A 20,681-nucleotide genomic window follows, 5' to 3' on the forward strand; every position below is an offset into this window, starting at 1 on the left:
CGTAGGTTTAGCCAAAATATACTTCCCATTTGGGAGTTAGTAAATAGGTTTTAGCGAAATGAGAATAGATTCTTTAGGATGGAGCAACGTCGACGTACTGGATCGAATCTGCGAGGCTTACGGATTTTCCCAGAAGATTCAGTTAGCTAACCACTTTGACATTGCCTCAAGCTCACTCTCTAACAGATATACCCGTGGCGCTATTTCATACGACTTTGCGGCACACTGCGCGCTTGAAACAGGGGCCGATCTGCGGTGGTTACTTACTGGAGAGGGACAACCGTTTACAACGTCAACAGTTGCTAATGACACAAGAGTCATCGAAACATTCACATTAAGTGAAGAAAAACTCATCAGTGACGGTTCACTCACAATGGATGTTCATTTTTTCACAAAGCCGTTTATAGAAATGATGGCTATCAGGGCCGATGGAAAACTTCACTTTATTGATAAACAGGCATCGCTTTCTGATGGGCTTTGGCTGATCGATATAGAAGGTGGCATCAGCATTAGAGAGCTAACAAAGCTTCCTGGCAGAAAATTATACGTTGCAGGCGGAAAGATTCCTTTTGAGTGCGGAATAGATGACATAAATGCCTTGGGGCGTGTAATAGGTGTATATAGCGAGGTAAATTGATGACTGTCCGCAAGAATCCCGCTGGCGGTTGGATTTGCGAGCTTTATCCAAACGGGGCAAATGGCAAGCGCATCAGAAAGAAATTCGCTACTAAAGGCGAGGCATTGGCCTTTGAACAATACACTATACAAAACCCTTGGCAGGAGGAAAAAGAAGACAGACGAACTCTAAAAGAACTTGTTGATGCATGGTATAGCGCTCATGGCATTACTTTAAAAGATGGACTAAAACGTCAGTTAGCGATGCATCATGCATTTGATTGTATGGGAGAACCGCTCGCACGCCATTTCGATGCGCAAATGTTTTCCCGCTATAGAGAGAAAAGGCTAAAGGGTGAATATGCCCGTTCTAATAGAGTTAAAGAAGTATCGCCACGCACGCTTAATCTTGAGTTAGCTTACTTTCGCGCGGTGTTTAATGAGCTCAATCGCCTCGGGGAGTGGAAAGGTGAAAATCCTTTGAAAAATATGCGTCCTTTCCGTACAGAGGAAATGGAAATGGCATGGCTAACTCATGACCAGATCGCCCTACTGCTCGGTGAGTGCAAGCGGCATGAGCATCCTGATTTAGAAAGCGTGGTCAGAATATGTCTTGCTACTGGTGCCCGGTGGTCTGAGGCCGAGACTCTGAAAAAAAGCCAGCTCGCGAAATACAAAATCACATACACCAATACGAAAGGCAGAAAAAACCGCACTGTTCCCATCAGCAAAGAACTATATGAGTTCTTGTCTCATGAAAGAAAAGGTCGATTATTTAGTGATTGCTACGGCTCTTTTCGTTCTGCACTGGAAAGGACAGGCATCGAATTACCAGCAGGTCAGTTAACCCACGTTTTGCGCCACACCTTCGCCAGTCATTTTATGATGAATGGGGGTAATATTCTTGTATTACAGCGGGTACTTGGTCATACCGACATAAAGATGACGATGCGATATGCACACTTTGCCCCTGATCATCTCGAAGATGCGGTAAAACTCAATCCCTTAGCTAACAGCGAAACTTTGGACCCCCAGAATGCTTAATAAATATATTTTGGCCTTACTTTTACTATCAGCATCGACATCTACTTTTGCTGCTACATCAAAAGATTATGCTTTGGCAGGAGCAAATGCAGTCACCGCAGCTATTTGCTTATCATACCTTGCAAACTATCCAAATGAAGAACGATTAAAAGAAGCTGAACGCATGGATGAATTACTTACTATTTTTCAACGAGATGGGCATATCTTCATTGAAGGGGTGAAAGGAGAAAAGATCAATAGAGAAGATACTCGGAAGTATGTACCGCTCGTGCTGAGGGATATTTTTGGCTTACAAATTTCTGATGATTTTTACTTGGGACGAGTTTACCAAACTCTATACTCATCAACGATTAACAAGTTAGCCGAAGGGCTTGATGCTTTCTCAAAAAACTACGCTCAAGAATTAGGCTACAATGCCTCCAGCGCCTACGCTAATTCAAACTGCGCACTTATTAAGTAAATTTTTATAGTGGCGATAAAATGGCGGTAGAAATGGCTCAAACTGGCCCTTAGTTGGTATACAACGGCCCTTTATGCGCATGATTTATAAGGAAAGATATTGATTTTCGGTTGTTCCTGTAGGAACTCATAATCGCTTGGTCGTTGGTTCAAACCCAACAGGGGCCACCAAATTTTAGCTTTAAAAGCATATAATTAAGCCACCTCTCAAGGGTGGCTTTTTTGTTGGCTGTTGGGTTGTGGGCAACATAAGGGAGTATTAAAAGGTAATTCAGGAGCAGCCTGCTTATATGCATCGGGTAAACGCCCGTAATGATGTGATCGTTTTAACTACTCCCAACGGCCCTACTCACACCCGGCATAAAAATCATTTTTGGTATCCCCGAACCAGGCCATACATTTTTTGGCGCTGGCAGGCACCTTCAAAGTGATCTTTTTTGCGGTGCCCTGGTACTGACACACCAGAGAAACAGCGGTGTTATGCGCTTTCGCATAATTTTGCGAGTCGCTTAATGTCCAGGCCATGCCCCATCCATTGATCCAGCACAATCATGCCATGAACGTTCTGTCCAAGGTATATAGCCGCCTGCGAGCGACCATCAGTATGGTTGCCAAACCGTCCACTTTCATCGAATGTCGCGATTACTGTTCCTGGAGCAAGGCTTTTATTGCCTTTGACTAATGCCCTCTGCGCCAGGCTATTGTATGCGGCATATTGGCTGCTTTTTATGTAAAAGCCACACACTGACCATTTCCAACAACTTGTCCTGTGTAAGCCCCCGACGTTTTCGCAATATAAGCCATGATTTTTCCTCCCTGTTTAATCAGGCTTTTATTGTCCTTAGCCTATGAGAACCAACACTGTCACCGCTCTCATAAATCAACCATCCAGAAACGGCTTAACGTAGACCCGTAACGGGTTTCTCTGACAACCGAACAGGGTAATATCCACTACACTTTCCACAGTTTCCCTTGCCGAGGATATTCCATGCTGCGCCCGTTACTCTTTATCTCCGCCCTGCTGCCCTTTTTTGCCGGCGCCCATAATTTTAAAGAGGGTGAACGGGTCGCGCCGGTTGGCGTGGCGGAGCGTGGCGAGCTGACGCTTAATCAGGGCGACATCGGTTATCGCGACTGGAACAGCGCGCGGCTTACCGGCAAAGTCGGGCTGGTGCTGCATGTCGCGGGCAGGCTGTCGGCAAAAGATCTCAATAAAGGCATCAGCGACGCCATCGCCGCCGCCCGTCTGCCCGCTGATAAATTCCAGGCTACCACCATCATCAATACGGACGATGCCATTCCTGGCAGCGCCATGTTTGTACGCCGCAGTCTGGAAAGCACCAAAAAAGCATTCCCGGCCTCGGTATTCGTGCTTGATGATAACGGTGCCGCACAGCGCGCCTGGCGCCTGCAACCAGGCGGTTCCGCCGTGGTAGTACTGGATAAGGAAGGGCGCATTCGTTTTGCCAAAGATGGCGCGCTCACGCCGGACGAAGTGCGTCAGGTGATGACATTACTGCGTTCACTACTGGCGTAAAAGCTGTACAACGTGTTAACTCTATGTAAAGTTTTGTGACGTGCTGAGTTCGCCGAAGAAATTTTTCGGGATTGCGCTACGCTTTTTAATAAAGTCCCCGGAACGATGACCGTGAAGATAATCAGTTGTTCATACACCGAAAATTCCACATTTCGCCTGTTGCGACGAATGTTGCACGCCTGATGGCAGCACGCTTGCACAGTTGCGCTTTTAACGCCTTCCCTTTCACAGCACCCGAACACCATCAGAGGCCTAAACCATGAACGCTAACGCCGTGAAATCTTCAGGGCAGGAAAACGAATTGCAGGCGCTGCGCGACGCCCTGCAGGCCCGCCTTGATGAGCTTTTACCGCCAGGCCAGGAGCGCGATCTGGTCTGTGCCGCGATGCGCGAAGGCGCGCTTACGCCCGGTAAACGGGTGCGCCCGCTGCTGCTCATTCTCGCTGCGCGCGATCTCGGCTGCGACGCCAGCCAGCCCGCGCTGATGGATCTCGCTTGCGCGGTAGAGATGGTACACGCCGCCTCGCTGATGCTCGACGATATCCCGTGCATGGATAACGCCCTGCTGCGCCGCGGCAAGCCTACTATCCATCGCCAGTATGGGGAAAGCGTCGCGATCCTCGCCGCCGTCGCGTTACTCAGCCGCGCCTTCGGCGTGGTGGCGCAGGCAAGCCAGCTGTCCGATAGCTGCAAAACCGAGGCGGTCAGCGAGCTTTCCACGGCGGTGGGCCTCCAGGGTCTGGTGCAGGGGCAATTTCGTGACCTCAGTGAAGGCAACCAGGCGCGTAGCCCAGAAGCTATTCTCGCGACCAACGATCTTAAGACCAGTGTGCTGTTTGACGCCACGCTGCAAATTGCCGCTATTGCCGCCGGCGCGTCCACCTCGGTGCGCCAGAAACTGCGCCAGTTCTCACGCCATCTTGGCCAGGCGTTCCAGCTGCTTGACGATCTGGCAGACGGCCTAAGCAATACCGGCAAAGACATCAACAAAGACGCGGGCAAATCCACGCTGGTGGCAATGCTCGGCCCGGAGGCGGTGCATCAGCGCCTGCGCGATCATCTTCTGCGTGCCGACGAACATCTCGCCTGCGCCTGTTCGCGCGGCGCGTCTACCCGCCGTTTTATGTACGCCTGGTTTGATAAACAGCTGGCCATGTTTGGCTGAATGCGCGCGTCTTCGCGGCTGACAGCGACTGTTACTGGAGTATGAATGAAGGACAAGGAACTGAGCCAACGCAAGAACGATCATCTGGATATCGTGCTGCACCCGGAGCGGGCTAAACAAAAAATTCGCACCGGCTTTGAACACTGGCGCTTCGAGCACTGCGCGCTTCCGGAGCTTTCGCTTGACGCCATCGACCTCAGCACCCGCCTTTTTGGCCGTCCGATGAAAGCGCCTATCTTGATAAGCTCAATGACCGGCGGCGCGCGGCGCGCCAGCGATATCAACCGGCATCTGGCAGAGGCGGCGCAAACGCTGGGCCTTGCCATGGGCGTCGGCTCGCAGCGTGTTGCGCTGGAAAGCGAGGACAACTGGGGGCTGACCGGCGAACTGCGAAAATACGCCCCGGATATCCCATTGCTGGCGAATCTCGGCGCGGCGCAGATTAGCAGCGCGCAGGGGCTTGATTACGCAAAGCGCGCTGTCGGGATGGTGGACGCGGACGCGCTCATTATTCATCTCAACCCGCTTCAGGAGGCGCTGCAAACCGGCGGCGATCGCGACTGGCGCGGCGTGCTAACGGCCATTGAACGCGTCGTCAGCGCGCTGTCCGTACCGGTAGTGGTAAAAGAAGTCGGTGCCGGGCTCTCAGTACCGGTGGCGCGCCAGCTTGCACAAGCGGGCGTCACCATGCTGGATGTCGCAGGCGCAGGCGGCACCAGTTGGGCCGCAGTAGAAGGCGAGCGCGCCGCAGACGCCCATGCGCGCAATGTGGCGATGGCTTTCGCAGGCTGGGGCATTCCCACCGCCCAGGCGTTGCGCCAGATACGCGAGGCGCTCCCTTCCATGCCGCTGATTGCTTCTGGCGGTATCCGCGACGGCATTGACGTGGCCAAAGCCATCAGCATGGGCGCGGATCTGGTCGGTCAGGCGGCGGCGGTACTCGGCAGCGCGACGACCTCAACCAGTGCAGTCCTTGCGCATTTCGCGGTCGTGATTGAACAATTGCGGGTCGCCTGTTTCTGCACCGGCAGCGCCAGCCTTAGCGCGCTGCGGGATGCCCGGCTGGTTCGTACCGGGGATGAGGCATGAGCCACTACGCCGTCATCACGCCACCGCTCTACAGCCACGTTCACGCCATGCAGGCGCTCGCGCAGGCGCTTATCGCGCGCGGGCACCGCATCACCTTTATTCAGCAGGCAGAGGCCCGCACGCTGCTTGACGATCCGCGCATCGGCTTTTATCCGGTGGGTGAAGCGAGCCACCCGCCCGGCAGCCTTGCCCGCACATTACGCCTGACCGCACACCCCGGCGGTCCGGCCATCTTAAGCCTGATACACGATCTGGCACTCACTACCGATATGCTGTGCCGGGAACTGCCCGACGCGCTGTCGCGGCTTGGCGTGGATGGCCTGATTGTCGATCAAATGGAAGCCGCAGGCGGCCTCGTCGCTGAGGCGCTCGGGCTGCCGTTTGTCTCCGTCGCCTGCGCCCTGCCGGTCAACCGCGAACCCGGCCTGCCGCTGCCGGTTATGCCGTTTCGCTACGCGCCCACGCCACGCGCGCGCAAAATTTACCAGACCAGCCAGCAGATCCACGACTGGCTGATGGGTCGTCATGGCGCGGTGATCGCCCACCACGCGCAGCGCTTCGGGCTGCCGCCCCGCCACGGCCTGCATGATTGCCTCTCACCGCTCGCGCAAATCAGCCAGACGCTCAGCATGCTTGATTTCCCCCGCAGCGCACCGCCAGCGTGCTTTCACGCGGTCGGCCCGCTGCGACCACCACACCCTGCGCCCGAACCGGCGTTGCCGTCGTCGCGCCCGCGCATTTTTGCCTCGCTCGGTACATTGCAGGGCCATCGCTACGGGCTGTTTCGCACTATCGCGAAAGCCTGCCGCGAGGCCGATGCCGAACTCCTGATTGCCCACTGCGGCGGGTTGAATGCCACGCAAGTTGCAAAACTGGAAACCTGCGGCTCCACCCGCGTGACCGGGTTTACTGACCAGCCGCTGGCGCTCAGCCAGTCGCAGGCGGTTATCACGCATGGCGGGCTAAATACGGTCATGGACGCCGTCGCCAGCGCCACACCGTTACTGGTCGTCCCGCTGGCGTTCGATCAGCCCGGCGTCGCAGCGCGGGTCGAACACTGCGGTATCGGGCGGCGCGTCTCACGCTTCGCCGGTCGCCGGGCGTTCACGCAAAAGCTTCAGGCATTGCTGAGCGATGAGAGCTGCCGCTCGCGCCTTATTGCAATGCAGCGCGCACTCACGCAGGCAGGCGGTGTTCAGCGCGCGGCGCATATCACCGAACAGGCGCTCAGCGCTCGGCGGCCTGTTCTCGCGCAGGCAGCATCATGACGCCACAATGGGATCTTATTCTCGCAGGCGGTGGCCTCGCGAACGGGCTTATCGCCCTGCGTCTGCGCGCGCTCGCCCCTTCGCTGAAAGTACTGCTGCTGGAGGCAGGCGAACAGCCCGGCGGCAACCACACCTGGTCGTTTCATGGCGATGACATCACGCCCACGCAACACGCCTGGCTTGCGCCACTGGTGGCGCACCGCTGGGACGGTTATGAGGTGCGCTTCCCGGCGCTGACGCGCACACTTGATGGCGGCTATTACAGCGTGACGTCCGGGCGTTTTGCCGAAGTCTTAACTCACACGCTCGGCGACAAGCTCTGGTGTAACGCGCCTGTCGCCGCCCTCACACCTGACACCGTGACGCTGGCGGACGGGCGCACATTGCATGCCCGCGCGGTGCTTGATGGCCGCGGCTGGCAGACAAGCCCGCACCTGACGGTGGGCCAGCAGGCGTTTCTCGGCCAACAGTGGAAGCTCGCGGCGCCCCACGGCCTGACGCGACCTGTGCTGATGGACGCCACTGTGGCGCAGCAAGGCGGCTACCGGTTTGTCTATACGCTGCCGCTCACGCCCGACACGCTGCTGATTGAAGATACGCACTATATCGACAGCGCGACGCTTGATCCGGCGCGGGCGCGCGACAACATCGCCAGCTACGCCCGCACACACGGCTGGGCGCTTACAACGCTTGAGCGTGAAGAGTACGGCAATCTGCCGATTACGCTCACGGGCGCGCCGCAGGCGTTCTGGCGCGAGGCGCAGGGCATAGCGCGCAGCGGTCTGCGCGCCGGACTGTTTCATGCCACGACCGGTTATTCACTGCCGCACGCGGCGGCGCTTGCTGACAGTATCGCCGCAAAGCCGCCTGAAACCGCTCAGGCGTTATATGCCCTGACGGCGGGCTACGCGCAGCGCCAGTGGCGGCGTCAGCGCTTTTTCCGGCTGCTGAACCGCATGCTGTTTCTGGCGGGCAAACCAGACCGCCGCTGGCAGGTCATGCAGCGCTTTTATGGATTAAATGCGGGGCTTATCGCCAGGTTTTACGCCGGACGACTGACCCCATTGGATATGGCGCGGCTGCTGACAGGCAAACCCCCGGTACCGGTGGGCGAAGCCTTGCAGGCCGTGCTTAAGCAAACACCCCGGCTGCGAGCGTTTCATCATGACTAAAACTGTTGTTATCGGGTCCGGCTTTGGTGGCCTGGCCCTGGCTATCCGCTTACAGGCGGCTGGCACGCCTGTTTTGCTGCTCGAGCAGCGCGATAAACCCGGCGGACGGGCCTATGTTTACGAAGATCAGGGTTTCACCTTCGACGCCGGTCCCACCGTCATTACCGACCCTTCGGCTATCGAGGAGTTGTTTACCCTTGCCGGGAAAAATATCGCCGATTACGTCGATCTGCTGCCCGTAGCGCCCTTCTACCGGCTTTGCTGGGAAAACGGCCAGGTCTTTAATTACGATAACGATCAGGCAAGCCTGGAGGCGCAGATCGCGCGTTTTAACCCGCGCGACGTCGAAGGTTATCGCCGGTTCCTCGCCTATTCACAGGCGGTATTTAAAGAAGGCTATCTGAAACTTGGCGCGGTGCCGTTTTTATCGTTTCGCGATATGTTGCGCGCCGGGCCACAACTGGCGCGCCTGCAGGCATGGCGCAGCGTCTACGGCATGGTGTCGAAATACATCGAAAACGAGCATCTGCGCCAGGCCTTCTCATTCCACTCGTTGCTGGTAGGCGGTAACCCGTTTGCGACCTCGTCCATCTATACGCTTATTCATGCGCTGGAGCGCCAGTGGGGCGTCTGGTTCGCTCGCGGCGGCACCGGCGCGCTGGTTAACGGGCTGACGAAACTCTTTACCGATCTGGGCGGCGAGATCGAACTCAACGCGCAGGTCACACGTCTCGATACCCAGGGCGATAGGATCTGCGGCGTCACGCTTGCGGATGGACGCCACATCCCGGCTCGCGCCGTGGCCTCAAACGCCGACGTGGTGCATACTTACAACAATCTGCTCGGCCATCATCCACGCGGCGTGGCACAGGCAGCGTCGCTGCGCCGCAAACGCATGAGCAACTCACTGTTTGTGCTCTATTTTGGCCTCAATCATCACCACAGCCAGCTTGCGCACCACACGGTCTGTTTCGGGCCGCGCTACAAAGAGCTGATTGAAGATATCTTCACGCGCGACTCGCTGGCAGAGGATTTCTCGCTCTACCTGCATGCGCCCTGCGTGACCGACCCGTCACTCGCACCGCCAGGCTGTGGCAGCTATTACGTGCTGGCCCCGGTGCCGCATCTTGGCACCGCTAATCTGAACTGGGATGTCGAAGGCCCGCGCCTGCGCGATCGTATATTCGCTTATCTGGAGCAGCACTATATGCCAGGCCTGCGCGAGCAACTGGTAACGCACCGCATGTTTACGCCGTTCGATTTCCGCGACCAGCTCGGCGCGTATCAGGGGTCGGCGTTCTCGGTAGAACCCATCCTCACGCAAAGCGCCTGGTTTCGCCCGCACAACCGCGACAGCCGTATCGACAACCTCTATCTGGTCGGCGCGGGTACACACCCCGGCGCGGGCATTCCCGGCGTTATCGGCTCAGCAAAAGCCACCGCCGGGTTGATGCTGGAGGACACGCATGCGCGATAAACCGCTGCTGACGCACGCCACCGAAACCATTGAAGCCGGTTCGAAAAGCTTCGCCACCGCCTCGAAACTCTTTGATGCGCAGACGCGGCGCAGCGCGCTGATGCTCTATGCGTGGTGTCGCCACTGCGACGACGTGACCGACGGTCAGGTGCTCGGGTTTCGCGCGCCGTCAGCCGCCACAGAGACGCCCCAGGCGCGCATCAATATGCTGCGCGAGTTAACGCTTGAGGCCTACGCGGGCAAAGCGATGACGGAGCCGAATTTCGCCGCGTTTCAGGAGGTCGCGTTACAGCATCAGATCCCGCCTGCGCTTGCTCTCGATCATCTGGAAGGCTTCGCAATGGACGTGCGTGACGAACGCTACCGCACGTTTGATGACACCCTACGTTACTGCTATCACGTAGCAGGCGTGGTGGGCCTGATGATGGCGCGCGTCATGGGCGTGCGCGATGAGGCGGTGCTGGATCGCGCCTGCGATCTGGGCCTCGCGTTTCAGCTTACTAATATTGCGCGGGATATTGTCGAGGATGCCGCCATCGGGCGCTGTTATCTGCCGGACGAGTGGTTGTTTCAGGAAGGGCTGAGTCGCGAGACGCTGGCGGCCCGCGAGCATCGTTCGCAGATTGCGCGCCTTGCCGCCCGCCTCGTGGACGAAGCGGAGCCGTATTACGCCTCGGCACGCGCCGGGCTGGCGGGCCTGCCGCTGCGCAGCGCCTGGGCTATCGCCACCGCGCACGGCGTATACCGGGAGATTGGGGTGAAAGTAAAACGCGCGGGCGTCAACGCGTGGGATTCGCGTCAGGGCACCAGCAAAGCCGAAAAGCTGGCCCTGCTGGCCAAAGGCGCCACGATGGCGCTTAGTTCTCGCGGCGCGACTTCGACGCCTCGTCCGTTGACGCTCTGGCAGCGTCCGCACGCGCAGGACGACCGTTACGCTCACGCAACACCGCCTGCAGCTTAGCGACCGGCGGCGCATAGAGAAAACCAAACGAGACACAGCCTTCGCGCCCGCGCACCGCGTGGTGCAGCCGGTGCGCCATGTAGAGCCGCTTCAGGTAACCCCGACGCGGCACATAACGAAACGGCCAGCGCTGGTGGACCAGGCCGTCATGCGCAATAAAGTAGAGCGCGCCATAGAGCGTCATTCCGGCGCCTATCCATTGCAGCGGCCAGTGGCCGCCCGCGCCGAGCGCGATAAGCAAAATCGCCACGCCAGCGAACACCACAGCGTAGAGATCATTGACTTCAAACCAGCCTTTGCGCGGCGTGTGGTGGGAAAGGTGCCAGCCCCATCCCCAACCGTGCATGACATATTTATGCGTCAGTGTCGCCAGTATCTCCATCATAGCGACCGTCAGTAACACAATCGCCACGTTATACAGCACCGTCATAATTTCTCCTGGGCCCGATGGAAAGAAACGTCCTGTTGCCGGGAAACGTAAGCGCAATGCGCGCTGCAACCCAAAGAGTATAGCAACCCAGCCGCGAATACCCGACGCATTCACGGGGCGTGCAGGAATAAAAAAACCCCGGCGAACCGGGGTAAAGGACTGGCTGGGCTAACGCTTAAAAATGTTCCCATTCGCCCTGCGCGCCCGCGACGGCGAGTTTTTTCGGCGCAGGTGCGGCGGTAAGTACCGGGTCTGGGCTTGCGACCACCGGTCTGGCGGCGACAGGCGGTGGGGTATGGGTCGCGCCATTGCCGACGTTAAACACGGCGACCATCTGTTCAAGTTCGCGCGCCTGATCTTCGAGTGACGAGGCGGCTGCAGATGACTCCTCAACCAGCGCGGCGTTCTGCTGCGTGGTGGTGTCCATCTCAGACATCGCCTGGCCAATCTGGGCGATGCCGCGGCTCTGCTCGGTACAGGCCCGGGCTATCTCATCCATGATCTGACGCACCTGCGCGACCGAGCCGACAATATCTTCCATCGCCTCGCCGGCGCTCACCACTAACTGCGCGCCGTTTTCCACACGCTGGTTGGCTTCGGTGATGAGCGCGCCTATCTCTTTGGCGGCCGTAGCGCTGCGGCTTGCCAGGGTGCGGACTTCGCCAGCGACCACGGCGAACCCGCGGCCCTGTTCACCGGCGCGTGCGGCTTCCACGGCGGCGTTGAGCGCCAGGATATTGGTCTGGAAGGCGATACCGTTGATGACGCTGATAATGTCTGCAATCTTCCCGGAGCTCGCCTGAATGTTACGCATCGTCTCGACCACCTCGTTAACCACTTTCCCGCCGCGATCGGCGTTGGTGGAAGCCTGAGCGGCCAGCATGCTCGCCTGCTGGGCGTTACCGGCGGTTTCTTTTACGGTCGAGGTGAGCTCTTCCATACTGGCGGCAGTCTGTACCACCGCGGCGGATTGCTCTTCGGTACGCGAGGAGAGATCGATATTCCCGGCGGCAATCTCTGACGACGCCCGCGAGACGTTATCTACGCCATGACGCACACGGGTAATGATGCTCTTCAGGCTGTCATTCATGGTGCCGACGGACTGCATTAAAAGGCCCGGCTCGTCGCGACGCGCTGAAGATACCGTAACCGTCAGGTCGCCCTGTGCGATGCGGTTCGCCACGTCCAGCGTCTCACGTAGCGGACGCGTAATATTGCGGGTAATAAACGCGGCGATAAGCAACCCGAACAGCACGCCAGCCAGCGTCCCGCTCAGCATCAGGGTTTCCACATGGGTGATGGATTTTGCCATGCGCATTTTGCGAAATTCATGGAATTCGCTCACCGTCTGGTTCAGCTCACCCGCAGCAGCGCTGAGGGTAGCAGACTGCGTCTGCTGCTCTGCGGCGGCAGAGACAAACAGCGCGGCGCTGCTGTGCAGCATACGGGTCTGGTCGGCAAGCGCAGGCAGCCAGGCGAGTGGTGCCTCGCGGGTGTTGGCGCTTAATAACGCGGCGGTCGCGTCAATGGCGCTCAGTTGCTCGTTGAGTTTTGCGAGCGAGTCGCTATCGCCGCGGGCCACCAGAGTGTCAATAGCGCTCTGTGCCTGCTGCGCTTTCGTAGCAAGACGTGCCGCAAGCATTGCCGCCTGCGGGCTGATATCAGTCTGCTCGCTCAACATAGAAGCCTGATCGATAAAATGCGACGGCCACTGTTCATGCAGATCGGCCGCCAGTTTGTTGTGCTGACGCAGAACCTGAACGTATTTGTCGCGTGCTTTCAGGTAGGTCTGAAGATCGGTTTGCATGGCGACAAGCCGGGTGCGCCCTTCGGTATCCATATCAAATTCCGCCAGCGACGACAGTTGTGCTTCTACCTGTCGTAGCGCTTTTGCGTTCAGCTCGGCATATTTTTCATCACCGGTGAGCTGAAACAGCGTGCGGTTGATACGCGCTTCATTCAGGTCAGTTACGATGCTGACAGTGAGCGTTTCCTTACGGGCGTTCTCATCTACCTGGCTGAAGCCATAAATCCCGGCTCCTGCAATCAGCAACATAATTACTAAAACAATCATAAAACTCGACGTCAGTTTTTTCCCGACGCTGAGGTTATTCACTTTCTCGCCAAACGACGCCACTAAAGCCATTGCATTCACCATCACGCAAAATGATAAAAATTGTTAACTGTTTATCGTCAGTAAAAGAATGATTCTTTAGCGTTAAGGTCACGAGGCGGGGTTCAAAAAAATTCAATGAGTTTTGGATAGGGATTATCTGTGACAATAGAATGAAATCGAACAGACGTTCAAAAAAATATTATCACCAGCCTAATCAAGTTCAAAAGTAGACACTTAAGCACAATCAAATGGCAATAAAAGCCGAATCACTGGTTTTTTTTTTAACGTAAATTTTTGTATCAGCTTCGCAGGGTGTTTCTGAGCATTTTATAATACATTGATTAAATAGATATTTTATTTTGAAGAATTTTATATTCTTGTGCTGAGATCGTTAAGTGCTACTAAATCAAAATTTAGTGGTAGTAAAAATGGCGTCAGCGCTTACCGTTTAAGAGGTATAACACGCCTAGTTCATCAGGATTGAAAGTGATACGGGTATCACAAAATAATGGCGAACAACCCGGGGCGATATATCATGTATTATTATTAAGTATGAGCGAACAATTGCATTCTGAAATCATGCCGCTTTTTTGCCGCTCTCGTTATTGTGAAGTGACTACTTATTCACTGGCAGAACGATATTGCTTTGCGCCAGTTGCCCCATCTGCTGATAAATCGCGCAGGCCCCGTCGATAACCGGCATCGCCAGTGCCGCGCCGCTGCCTTCACCAAGCCGCATCTCCATATGTAAAAACGGCTCCAGCCCCAGCGCTTGTAGCGCTATCTGTGCGCCTTTTTCGGCGGAGAAGTGCGAAGCGATAAGATAATCGTGCAGCGCGGGCGCGAGCCGACAGGCTGCGAGCGCCGAGGCGTAAGAGAGAAAACCGTCCAGCACGACCGGCAGCCCGCACGCGGCTGCGCCCAGCATCACACCCGCCATGCCGACCAGTTCAAAGCCGCCTACTTTAGCAAGCACATCCAGCCCATCATTCGCCTCAGGCTGGTTGATTGCCAGCGCCCGGCGCACCACATCGATTTTATGCGGCAGCGACGCCTGCGGGAGATTCGCGCCGAGGCCAACAACCGCCTGAGGATCCTGCCCTGTCATGACGCTAATCATCGCGGCCGCCGCCGTCGTGTTACCCATGCCGAGTTCGCCCACACCAAACAACCGCACGCCCCGCGCGGCAAGCGTGCGGGTAAACTGCGCGCTCTCAAGCAGCAGGTGCTGCGCCTGCTCACGTGTCATTGCCGGGCCACGCGCGATATTCCCGCAACCGCGGGCAAGCTTCATGACGGTCATCCCCGGCAGCGGGTCACCGTTAATGCCAATATCAATCACATGCACCTGCGCGCCCGCGCTCGCCGCCAGCACGCACACGCCAGTGTTTTGCCGCAGCATATTTTGCGCATGCAGGGCCGTGACGACTTGCGGAGAAATGGTTATCCCCTCGTCATGCACGCCGTGATCGGCGCACATCACGATGATGGCTTTCTCTTTTACCTCTACGCGCCCGCCAAGCCCCGGCATGGCAGCGAGCTGCACCGCCAGCGTCTCCAGACGCCCAAGACTGCCGACGGGTTTTACCAGTCCGTCGAGATGACGCTGCGCCGCTTCAGCGCGAGCGCTATCGAGAGGCGCTATCGCGGCAATCAGGGAAGATAGCTCATTCATGGCAGGGTCTCGCATAAAGGCACTACAGTAGCGCCAGCAGGAAAAAGAGTTCGCCAAGCTCAATGGCGGCGCCAAGGGTGTCGCCGGTCTGGCCGCCGAGAGTGCGCTTAAGCGCCAGCCCCAGGGCGAATATGCCAACAAGCGTGAGTAAATAGGCCCGGATGCCACCTGCCGGGATTAGCAACAGGCAGAGCAGCGCGCCAAGACCAAGCGTCACCGCACTCTGGCGGCCGGTCACTTTGCCGATAAACAGGTTGCCGAGCCCGTCATCGCGGGCGTAGCGCTGGCGATACATCAATAAGACCACCGCCGCGCGCCCGGCAATGCAGGCAGCCCCCAGCGCCGGAAGCATCGCGTGACCGCGCATCGCCAGTTCGTTTATCACCAGCACTTTGCCGAGCAAGATGAAAATCAGCCCCAGACCGCCGTGCGTGCCGAGCCGGCTGTCACGCATGATTTCCAGCTTGCGCTCGCGTGTTCTTGCGGAAAACACGCCGTCGCACGTGTCCGCGAGGCCGTCGAGATGAAAACCGCCGGTGAGCAGGGCGAGCAACAGCACCGCGGCAAAGGCCGCAAGCGGCGTGCCGCACCACGGTTGCAGCGCCATCAACCCGAGCCCCGCCAGCACGCCAAGCAGGAGCCCCACCAGCGGGAACGTAATAATGCCGCGCACATAGTGTTCGACCGCAAGCCCTCGCGACCAGCGTTCCGGCACAGGCAGACGGCTCATAAACGCGAGCGTCGCGCAAAACAGACGTATCATTTTATTTTGACTCCAATCCCTGAAACGACCAGCCAGACCTCATCTGCGGCCTGCGCCAGCTGCTGGTTGACGCGCCCGGCGATATCGCGAAAATGCCGCGCCAGGCGGTTTTCCGGCACAATGCCCATCCCCACTTCATTGGTGACAATGATCACCTGCGCCGACGCGCGCGTACAGGCCGCGATGAGCGCCGTGACGTGGCGCGCAATCTCCGCCTCCATCGCGGCGTAATCCCAGCACGCTTCTGGCTCGTCGCCTGCCAGCGAAAAAAGGATATTTGTTATCCAGGTGGTGACGCATTCAATTAACACCACTGGCTCCGGCGCGGTTTCTGCCGCCTGCGCCAGATCACGCCAGGTTTCCAGCGTGCGCCAGTGCGCCGGCCGGGACGCCTGATGATGCGCCACGCGCTGCGCCATTTCGTCGTCAAACACCTGCGACGTGGCAATATAAAGCACGTGTGATCCGGCCTGCTCGGCAAGCTGCTGCGCGTGACGGCTTTTGCCGCAGCGCGCACCGCCGGTAATCAGTATCATTGCCGCCTCTCCTGAAAATGCCTGTTAGCGTTTTATCGTTCTGATAAACCACGACCTGCACTCTATCACTCCGCGCGGTATGCACCAGCCCGACCTCTTTTGCGCACGCCATTAACGCGCGTGACTGCCATCACAAAACCCGCGCCATGCCACGCGCCAGGCAACCGCTCGCTGCGCTATATGACCGCTCGTCGCGCTATGTTGCCGCTCGTCGAAGCCCTTGCCAGGGAGCCTGCGCGTTTTGTCATCATTAAGCACGATTTAGATCTTTCCGGTTACCCGCCGCCCACGCTGTCAGGGATGTTGGTCGCAGGCGGTTTTATCTCTGTCTGAAAAGCAGGTTTCCTATGGACAAAAAAACAGTAATGAAACATCTGCCCTGGGCGCTTCTTGGCGTTATCGGGGCCTTTTGTCTTGCCGTGGTGGCGCTACGCCGCGGCGAGAGCGTCAGCGCCTTGTGGATTGTGGTGGCGTCCGTCTCCGTCTACCTGGTGGCTTACCGCTACTACAGCTTTTACATCGCCAGCCGCGTGATGAAACTCGACCCAACGCGCGCGACGCCCGCCGTTATCAATAACGACGGCCTGAACTATGTGCCGACCAACCGCTATGTCCTGTTCGGCCACCATTTTGCGGCCATCGCAGGCGCAGGCCCGCTGGTCGGCCCGGTACTGGCGGCGCAGATGGGTTATCTGCCCGGCACGCTGTGGCTGCTCGCAGGCGTTGTGCTGGCGGGGGCAGTGCAGGATTTCATGGTGCTGTTTATCTCCTCGCGCCGTAACGGGGCCTCGCTCGGCGAGATGATCAAAGAGGAGATGGGGCCGGTACCGGGCACCATCGCGCTGTTCGGCTGCTTCTTAATCATGATTATCATCCTCGCGGTACTGGCGCTGATTGTCGTAAAAGCGCTGGCGGAAAGCCCGTGGGGCGTCTTTACCGTTTGCTCGACGGTGCCGATCGCGCTGTTTATGGGCATTTATATGCGCTTTTTGCGCCCGGGCCGCGTGGGCGAAGTCTCGGTGATAGGCGTGGTGCTGCTGGTGGCCTCCATCTGGTTTGGCGGCGTCATTGCCGCCGACCCGTACTGGGGCCCGGCACTGACGTTCAAAGACACCACGATCACCTACGCGCTGGTGGGCTATGCGTTTGTGTCAGCGCTCCTGCCGGTGTGGCTTATCCTCGCACCGCGTGACTATCTGGCAACCTTCCTGAAAATCGGTGTGATTGTCGGTCTGGCGGTAGGCATCGTCATTCTGAACCCGGAACTGAAGATGCCTGCGGTAACGCCGTATGTGGATGGCACCGGGCCGCTGTGGAAAGGCGCGCTGTTCCCGTTCCTGTTTATTACCATCGCCTGCGGCGCGGTCTCCGGCTTCCATGCGCTGATTGCCTCCGGCACTACGCCGAAGCTGCTGGCCAATGAAACCGATGCGCGTTTTATCGGTTACGGGGCGATGTTGATGGAGTCCTTCGTTGCCGTGATGGCGCTGGTGGCGGCATCTATCATCGAGCCTGGTCTCTATTTCGCAATGAACACGCCGCCCGCCGGGCTTGGCATTACGATGCCGAACCTGCATGAACTGGGCACCGGCAACGCGCCGCTGATTCTGGCGCAGCTTAAAGACGTCTCGACCCATGCGGCAGCGACAGTGAGCGCCTGGGGCTTTGTGATTACGCCTGAGCAGATCATGCAGACCGCCAAAGACATCGGCGAGCCTTCCGTGCTCAACCGCGCAGGCGGCGCGCCGACGCTTGCGGTCGGTATCGCGCACGTATTCCATAAAATCATGCCTGCGGCGGATATGGGCTTCTGGTATCACTTCGGCATTCTGTTCGAGGCGCTGTTTATTCTGACGGCGTTGGACGCAGGCACCCGTTCAGGCCGCTTTATGTTCCAGGATCTGGTGGGCAATTTTGTGCCGTTCCTGAAGAAGACCGATTCGCTGGTGGCAGGCATTGTCGGTACGGCAGGCTGCGTTGGCCTGTGGGGATATTTGCTCTATCAGGGTGTAGTGGATCCCCTCGGCGGCGTGAAGAGCCTGTGGCCGCTCTTTGGTATCTCTAACCAGATGCTGGCGGCGGTGGCACTGGTGCTCGCGACCGTGGTACTCGTGAAGATGAAGCGCGCCCGTTACGTCTGGGTGACGGTAGTGCCTGCGGTGTGGCTGCTTATCTGCACCACCTGGGCGCTCGGGATGAAGCTCTTTAGCGATAACCCGCAAATGGAAGGCTTTTTCTACATGGCGAACGAGTATAAAGCGCGTATCGCCGCGGGCGGCGCTGAGCTGACCGAACAGCAGATCGCCAATATGCACCATATTGTGATTAACAATTACACCAACGCGGGTCTGAGCATTCTGTTTCTGGTGGTGGTGTATAGCATCATTTTCTATGGTGTTCGTACCGCGATGAAAGCGCGTCGCTCGACGCAGCCGATTGCTAAAGAGACACCTTATGTCCCGGTGCCAGAAGGCGGCGTAAAAACCTCTTCGCACCATTAATATGCTGGCGGGTGCGCAGGCTTACCCGCCCTACCTTTAGCGCTTTTACCGGTAGGGCAAGCCCCCGACGCGCACCCACCAGAATTGACTGCCCACGCCCGCACCGGGCTTTTTCTGTCTGGGAGAGAGAATGTTTGGTAACTTAGGGCAAGCCAAAAAATACCTGGGTCAGGCGGCCAAAATGCTGATTGGGATTCCGGATTATGACAACTACGTTGAGCATATGAAGACCAATCACCCGGATAAACCGTACATGACCTACAACGAGTTCTTCCGTGAGCGCCAGGAAGCGCGCTACGGCGGAAGCGGCGAAGGCGGCATGCGCTGCTGCTGACAATCACCGGAGGTAAACATGCAACCCGTTGCGGTCACGCTATTAACCGGCTTTCTCGGCGCCGGAAAAACCACGCTGCTGCGCCACATCCTTGAGGCCGATCACGGCTACAAAATTGCGGTGATCGAAAACGAGTTCGGCGAAACGCCCATCGACAGCGAAATCCTCGGCAGCCGCGCCACGCAGATGAAAACACTCAGCAACGGTTGCATCTGCTGTACCCGCTCAGCAGAGCTGGAATCAACGCTGCTTGACCTGCTGGAAGCGCTGGACAGCGGCGCGTCGGTATTCGATCGCGTTATCATCGAATGTACCGGCATGGCCGACCCCGGCCCTATCGTTCAGACCTTTTTCTCCCATGATACGCTCTGCCAGCGTTACCTGCTGGATGGGGTGATTACGCTTGTGGATGCGGTGCACGCCGGGCAGCAGATGGACCGTTACGCACTGGCGCAGTCGCAAATCGGCTATGCCGATCGCATTCTGCTGACCAAAACCGATGTGGCGGGGGAAGACGACGCGCTGCTGGCCCGCCTGCGGCGTATTAACGCCCGCGCGCCGGTGCACCCCGTCGTGCATGGCGATGTGGATCTGAGCCTGATTTTTGACACTCAGGGCTTTATGCTGGAAGAGCGCATCGTTGAGCCTGCGCCGCGTTTTCATTTTGCTGCGCCGACGCAAACGGATATCGCATCTATCGTGGTGAATTTTGAGTATCCGGTCGCGCTGGAGGCGATTTCGCGCGTCATGGAAGGGCTGCTGCTACAGTTCGCCGATAATCTGATGCGCTATAAAGGCATGCTTTACATTGCAGACGAACCGCGCCGCCTGCTGTTCCAGGGCGTGCAGCGTCTTTACAGCGCCGACTGGGATCGCGAATGGGCGAGCGATGAAACGCCGCGCAGCACGCTGGTATTTATCGGCGCGCATCTGCCGGAAGCGGAGATCCGCGCGGCGTTCGCGGCACTTGACCCTGGCATGAAGGCGCAAGCCGGTTACCAGGACCCTTCCCATCCCTCAAACCCGGGATCGTCATCAGGCATATCGTAAGGAAAATCAGCGTCGTCGGGGAAACCATCATCGTTGCGGTACAGCGCGATTTGTGTGGAAGAGAAAAGCGGTTGACCAGCCTCAGCCGCCAGCGGCTCATCGCGGGGGAAATTAAGCGGCGGTTCGCCCGGTAGCGGACCGCCTGGCGCGCCGTTAAAGGCAAGCATGGCGCCTTCACAGCCTGTCAGGGCGCCGCCAAATGCGGTTTGCGCACAACTCTCTGCCGACACGCTGACGGGCTCACTGCCTGCCTGATAATTCTGCGTCCAGAGCACCGCGATATTTAGCGTAATAATGGCGAGCAGAAAGAAAGCAATAAGGCTCCCTGCTGAAAGATCCCGTTTCATCCGCGTCCTCGCGTGTTATGAAGTCACCCGTAGAGCGTAGTGATAAAAAGTAAGACAAAGAGGAAGCGATTGTGATTCTGTGTAACGGAATGTATCAAAGAAGTGAGGCTCAACGCGAAGAATGGTGAAAAAACGGGAGCCT

22 protein-coding genes and 1 tRNA gene are annotated in these 20,681 nt (G+C 57.7%); 15 read left to right on the plus strand and 8 right to left on the minus strand.

Annotated features, from left to right (window positions below; genetic code table 11):
- Window positions 1-58 precede the first annotated feature (58 nt).
- The 4 genes from AFK62_RS16750 to AFK62_RS22430 all read left to right on the plus strand — a co-directional run bounded on the left by AFK62_RS16750 (window position 59) and on the right by AFK62_RS22430 (window position 2,289).
- Window positions 59-637 carry a phage repressor protein CI gene (locus tag AFK62_RS16750; protein WP_032984512.1) on the plus strand — a complete coding sequence of 193 codons (579 nt, stop codon included), beginning with the start codon at window positions 59-61 and terminating at the stop codon, window positions 635-637.
- On the plus strand, window positions 637-1,659 hold the full coding sequence (locus AFK62_RS16755; protein WP_007674882.1) for a phage integrase: 1,023 nt from the start codon (window positions 637-639) through the stop codon (window positions 1,657-1,659). Before AFK62_RS16750 ends, AFK62_RS16755 begins: the two co-directional genes overlap by 1 nt.
- Window positions 1,652-2,119, plus strand: a complete 468-nt coding sequence (locus AFK62_RS22300; RefSeq protein ID WP_129232804.1) for a hypothetical protein — start codon at window positions 1,652-1,654, stop codon at window positions 2,117-2,119. The genes AFK62_RS16755 and AFK62_RS22300 overlap by 8 nt, the downstream gene beginning before the upstream one ends.
- 44 nt (window positions 2,120-2,163) lie before the next feature.
- A tRNA-OTHER gene (locus AFK62_RS22430) sits at window positions 2,164-2,289 on the plus strand.
- A 174-nt stretch (window positions 2,290-2,463) separates the two neighbouring features.
- Here AFK62_RS22430 and AFK62_RS23015 read toward each other — a convergent pair.
- Together AFK62_RS23015 and AFK62_RS21930 are read right to left on the minus strand one after the other, a co-directional pair.
- Window positions 2,464-2,643 carry an STY0301 family protein gene (locus AFK62_RS23015; protein ID WP_007674883.1) on the minus strand — a complete coding sequence of 60 codons (180 nt, stop codon included), beginning with the start codon at window positions 2,641-2,643 and terminating at the stop codon, window positions 2,464-2,466.
- Window positions 2,597-2,863 (minus strand): BPSL0067 family protein, encoded by a 267-nt coding sequence (locus AFK62_RS21930; RefSeq protein WP_226991913.1) that lies wholly within the window; start codon window positions 2,861-2,863, stop codon window positions 2,597-2,599. Before AFK62_RS21930 ends, AFK62_RS23015 begins: the two co-directional genes overlap by 47 nt.
- A gap of 243 nt (window positions 2,864-3,106) precedes the next feature.
- Here AFK62_RS21930 and AFK62_RS16770 point away from each other — a divergent pair, with 243 nt between their 5' ends.
- The 7 genes from AFK62_RS16770 (at window position 3,107) to crtB (ending at window position 10,787) form a co-directional block, all read left to right on the plus strand.
- A complete protein-coding gene (locus AFK62_RS16770; RefSeq protein ID WP_007674884.1) occupies window positions 3,107-3,655 on the plus strand; it encodes a YtfJ family protein in 549 nt (182 codons plus the stop codon).
- Between the two features lie 259 nt (window positions 3,656-3,914).
- Entirely contained in the window at window positions 3,915-4,820 is a 906-nt protein-coding gene (locus AFK62_RS16775; RefSeq protein ID WP_007674885.1) for a polyprenyl synthetase family protein, read from the plus strand.
- A gap of 45 nt (window positions 4,821-4,865) precedes the next feature.
- Window positions 4,866-5,909 carry a type 2 isopentenyl-diphosphate Delta-isomerase gene (gene fni, locus AFK62_RS16780; protein WP_007674887.1) on the plus strand — a complete coding sequence of 348 codons (1,044 nt, stop codon included), beginning with the start codon at window positions 4,866-4,868 and terminating at the stop codon, window positions 5,907-5,909.
- Window positions 5,906-7,177: a glycosyltransferase gene (locus AFK62_RS16785; protein ID WP_007674888.1), complete on the plus strand. Its 1,272-nt coding sequence runs from the start codon at window positions 5,906-5,908 to the stop codon at window positions 7,175-7,177. The genes fni and AFK62_RS16785 overlap by 4 nt, the downstream gene beginning before the upstream one ends.
- Window positions 7,174-8,349: a lycopene beta-cyclase CrtY gene (crtY, locus tag AFK62_RS16790; RefSeq protein ID WP_007674890.1), complete on the plus strand. Its 1,176-nt coding sequence runs from the start codon at window positions 7,174-7,176 to the stop codon at window positions 8,347-8,349. The genes AFK62_RS16785 and crtY overlap by 4 nt, the downstream gene beginning before the upstream one ends.
- Complete coding sequence (locus tag AFK62_RS16795; protein ID WP_053532044.1) at window positions 8,342-9,826, plus strand: phytoene desaturase; 1,485 nt, start codon at window positions 8,342-8,344, stop codon at window positions 9,824-9,826. The genes crtY and AFK62_RS16795 overlap by 8 nt, the downstream gene beginning before the upstream one ends.
- Complete coding sequence (gene crtB / locus AFK62_RS16800; RefSeq protein ID WP_007674901.1) at window positions 9,816-10,787, plus strand: 15-cis-phytoene synthase CrtB; 972 nt, start codon at window positions 9,816-9,818, stop codon at window positions 10,785-10,787. Before AFK62_RS16795 ends, crtB begins: the two co-directional genes overlap by 11 nt.
- Here crtB and AFK62_RS21585 read toward each other — a convergent pair.
- From AFK62_RS21585 to cobU, 5 genes are all read right to left on the minus strand, one after another.
- Window positions 10,684-11,217 (minus strand): sterol desaturase family protein, encoded by a 534-nt coding sequence (locus AFK62_RS21585; protein ID WP_071884396.1) that lies wholly within the window; start codon window positions 11,215-11,217, stop codon window positions 10,684-10,686. The two genes, crtB and AFK62_RS21585, sit on opposite strands and share 104 nt — an antisense overlap.
- Window positions 11,218-11,392: 175 nt before the next feature.
- Window positions 11,393-13,363 (minus strand): methyl-accepting chemotaxis protein, encoded by a 1,971-nt coding sequence (locus AFK62_RS23020; protein WP_007674903.1) that lies wholly within the window; start codon window positions 13,361-13,363, stop codon window positions 11,393-11,395.
- A gap of 586 nt (window positions 13,364-13,949) precedes the next feature.
- Window positions 13,950-15,008: a nicotinate-nucleotide--dimethylbenzimidazole phosphoribosyltransferase gene (gene cobT / locus AFK62_RS16815; protein ID WP_053532045.1), complete on the minus strand. Its 1,059-nt coding sequence runs from the start codon at window positions 15,006-15,008 to the stop codon at window positions 13,950-13,952.
- Window positions 15,009-15,030: 22 nt separating this feature from the next.
- Window positions 15,031-15,771: an adenosylcobinamide-GDP ribazoletransferase gene (gene cobS, locus AFK62_RS16820; protein WP_007674907.1), complete on the minus strand. Its 741-nt coding sequence runs from the start codon at window positions 15,769-15,771 to the stop codon at window positions 15,031-15,033.
- A complete protein-coding gene (cobU, locus tag AFK62_RS16825; protein WP_007674909.1) occupies window positions 15,768-16,307 on the minus strand; it encodes a bifunctional adenosylcobinamide kinase/adenosylcobinamide-phosphate guanylyltransferase in 540 nt (179 codons plus the stop codon). Before cobU ends, cobS begins: the two co-directional genes overlap by 4 nt.
- 120 nt (window positions 16,308-16,427) lie before the next feature.
- On the opposite strand from cobU, the gene AFK62_RS22305 reads away from it, so the two are divergent.
- The 4 genes from AFK62_RS22305 to yjiA all read left to right on the plus strand — a co-directional run bounded on the left by AFK62_RS22305 (window position 16,428) and on the right by yjiA (window position 20,192).
- Window positions 16,428-16,640, plus strand: coding sequence for a hypothetical protein (locus AFK62_RS22305; RefSeq protein ID WP_129232803.1), 213 nt, complete (start codon window positions 16,428-16,430; stop codon window positions 16,638-16,640).
- Between the two features lie 14 nt (window positions 16,641-16,654).
- Window positions 16,655-18,808, plus strand: coding sequence for a carbon starvation CstA family protein (locus tag AFK62_RS16830; protein WP_053532046.1), 2,154 nt, complete (start codon window positions 16,655-16,657; stop codon window positions 18,806-18,808).
- Between the two features lie 130 nt (window positions 18,809-18,938).
- Complete coding sequence (locus AFK62_RS16835; RefSeq protein WP_007674926.1) at window positions 18,939-19,142, plus strand: YbdD/YjiX family protein; 204 nt, start codon at window positions 18,939-18,941, stop codon at window positions 19,140-19,142.
- A gap of 18 nt (window positions 19,143-19,160) precedes the next feature.
- Complete coding sequence (gene yjiA, locus AFK62_RS16840) at window positions 19,161-20,192, plus strand: GTPase (RefSeq protein WP_007674929.1); 1,032 nt, start codon at window positions 19,161-19,163, stop codon at window positions 20,190-20,192.
- Here yjiA and AFK62_RS16845 read toward each other — a convergent pair.
- Window positions 20,138-20,539, minus strand: coding sequence for a hypothetical protein (locus AFK62_RS16845; RefSeq protein WP_032984517.1), 402 nt, complete (start codon window positions 20,537-20,539; stop codon window positions 20,138-20,140). The genes yjiA and AFK62_RS16845 overlap by 55 nt on opposite strands.
- Window positions 20,540-20,681 lie beyond the last annotated feature (142 nt).

Source organism: Cronobacter condimenti 1330, from assembly GCF_001277255.1.
Lineage (GTDB): Bacteria > Pseudomonadota > Gammaproteobacteria > Enterobacterales > Enterobacteriaceae > Cronobacter > Cronobacter condimenti.

Bases quoted from the DNA above. Each gene is read 5' to 3' on its own strand.
- AFK62_RS16750 (WP_032984512.1), top strand. From the start codon at position 59: ATGAGAATAGATTCTTTAGGATGGAGCAACGTCGACGTACTGGATCGA.
- AFK62_RS16755 (WP_007674882.1), top strand. From the start codon at position 637: ATGACTGTCCGCAAGAATCCCGCTGGCGGTTGGATTTGCGAGCTTTAT.
- AFK62_RS22300 (WP_129232804.1), top strand. From the start codon at position 1,652: ATGCTTAATAAATATATTTTGGCCTTACTTTTACTATCAGCATCGACA.
- AFK62_RS23015 (WP_007674883.1), bottom strand. From the start codon at position 2,643: ATGGCCTGGACATTAAGCGACTCGCAAAATTATGCGAAAGCGCATAAC.
- AFK62_RS16770 (WP_007674884.1), top strand. From the start codon at position 3,107: ATGCTGCGCCCGTTACTCTTTATCTCCGCCCTGCTGCCCTTTTTTGCC.
- AFK62_RS16775 (WP_007674885.1), top strand. From the start codon at position 3,915: ATGAACGCTAACGCCGTGAAATCTTCAGGGCAGGAAAACGAATTGCAG.
- fni (WP_007674887.1), top strand. From the start codon at position 4,866: ATGAAGGACAAGGAACTGAGCCAACGCAAGAACGATCATCTGGATATC.
- AFK62_RS16785 (WP_007674888.1), top strand. From the start codon at position 5,906: ATGAGCCACTACGCCGTCATCACGCCACCGCTCTACAGCCACGTTCAC.
- crtY (WP_007674890.1), top strand. From the start codon at position 7,174: ATGACGCCACAATGGGATCTTATTCTCGCAGGCGGTGGCCTCGCGAAC.
- AFK62_RS16795 (WP_053532044.1), top strand. From the start codon at position 8,342: ATGACTAAAACTGTTGTTATCGGGTCCGGCTTTGGTGGCCTGGCCCTG.
- crtB (WP_007674901.1), top strand. From the start codon at position 9,816: ATGCGCGATAAACCGCTGCTGACGCACGCCACCGAAACCATTGAAGCC.
- AFK62_RS21585 (WP_071884396.1), bottom strand. From the start codon at position 11,217: ATGACGGTGCTGTATAACGTGGCGATTGTGTTACTGACGGTCGCTATG.
- AFK62_RS23020 (WP_007674903.1), bottom strand. From the start codon at position 13,363: ATGGCTTTAGTGGCGTCGTTTGGCGAGAAAGTGAATAACCTCAGCGTC.
- cobT (WP_053532045.1), bottom strand. From the start codon at position 15,008: ATGAATGAGCTATCTTCCCTGATTGCCGCGATAGCGCCTCTCGATAGC.
- cobS (WP_007674907.1), bottom strand. From the start codon at position 15,771: ATGATACGTCTGTTTTGCGCGACGCTCGCGTTTATGAGCCGTCTGCCT.
- cobU (WP_007674909.1), bottom strand. From the start codon at position 16,307: ATGATACTGATTACCGGCGGTGCGCGCTGCGGCAAAAGCCGTCACGCG.
- AFK62_RS16830 (WP_053532046.1), top strand. From the start codon at position 16,655: ATGGACAAAAAAACAGTAATGAAACATCTGCCCTGGGCGCTTCTTGGC.
- AFK62_RS16835 (WP_007674926.1), top strand. From the start codon at position 18,939: ATGTTTGGTAACTTAGGGCAAGCCAAAAAATACCTGGGTCAGGCGGCC.
- yjiA (WP_007674929.1), top strand. From the start codon at position 19,161: ATGCAACCCGTTGCGGTCACGCTATTAACCGGCTTTCTCGGCGCCGGA.
- AFK62_RS16845 (WP_032984517.1), bottom strand. From the start codon at position 20,539: ATGAAACGGGATCTTTCAGCAGGGAGCCTTATTGCTTTCTTTCTGCTC.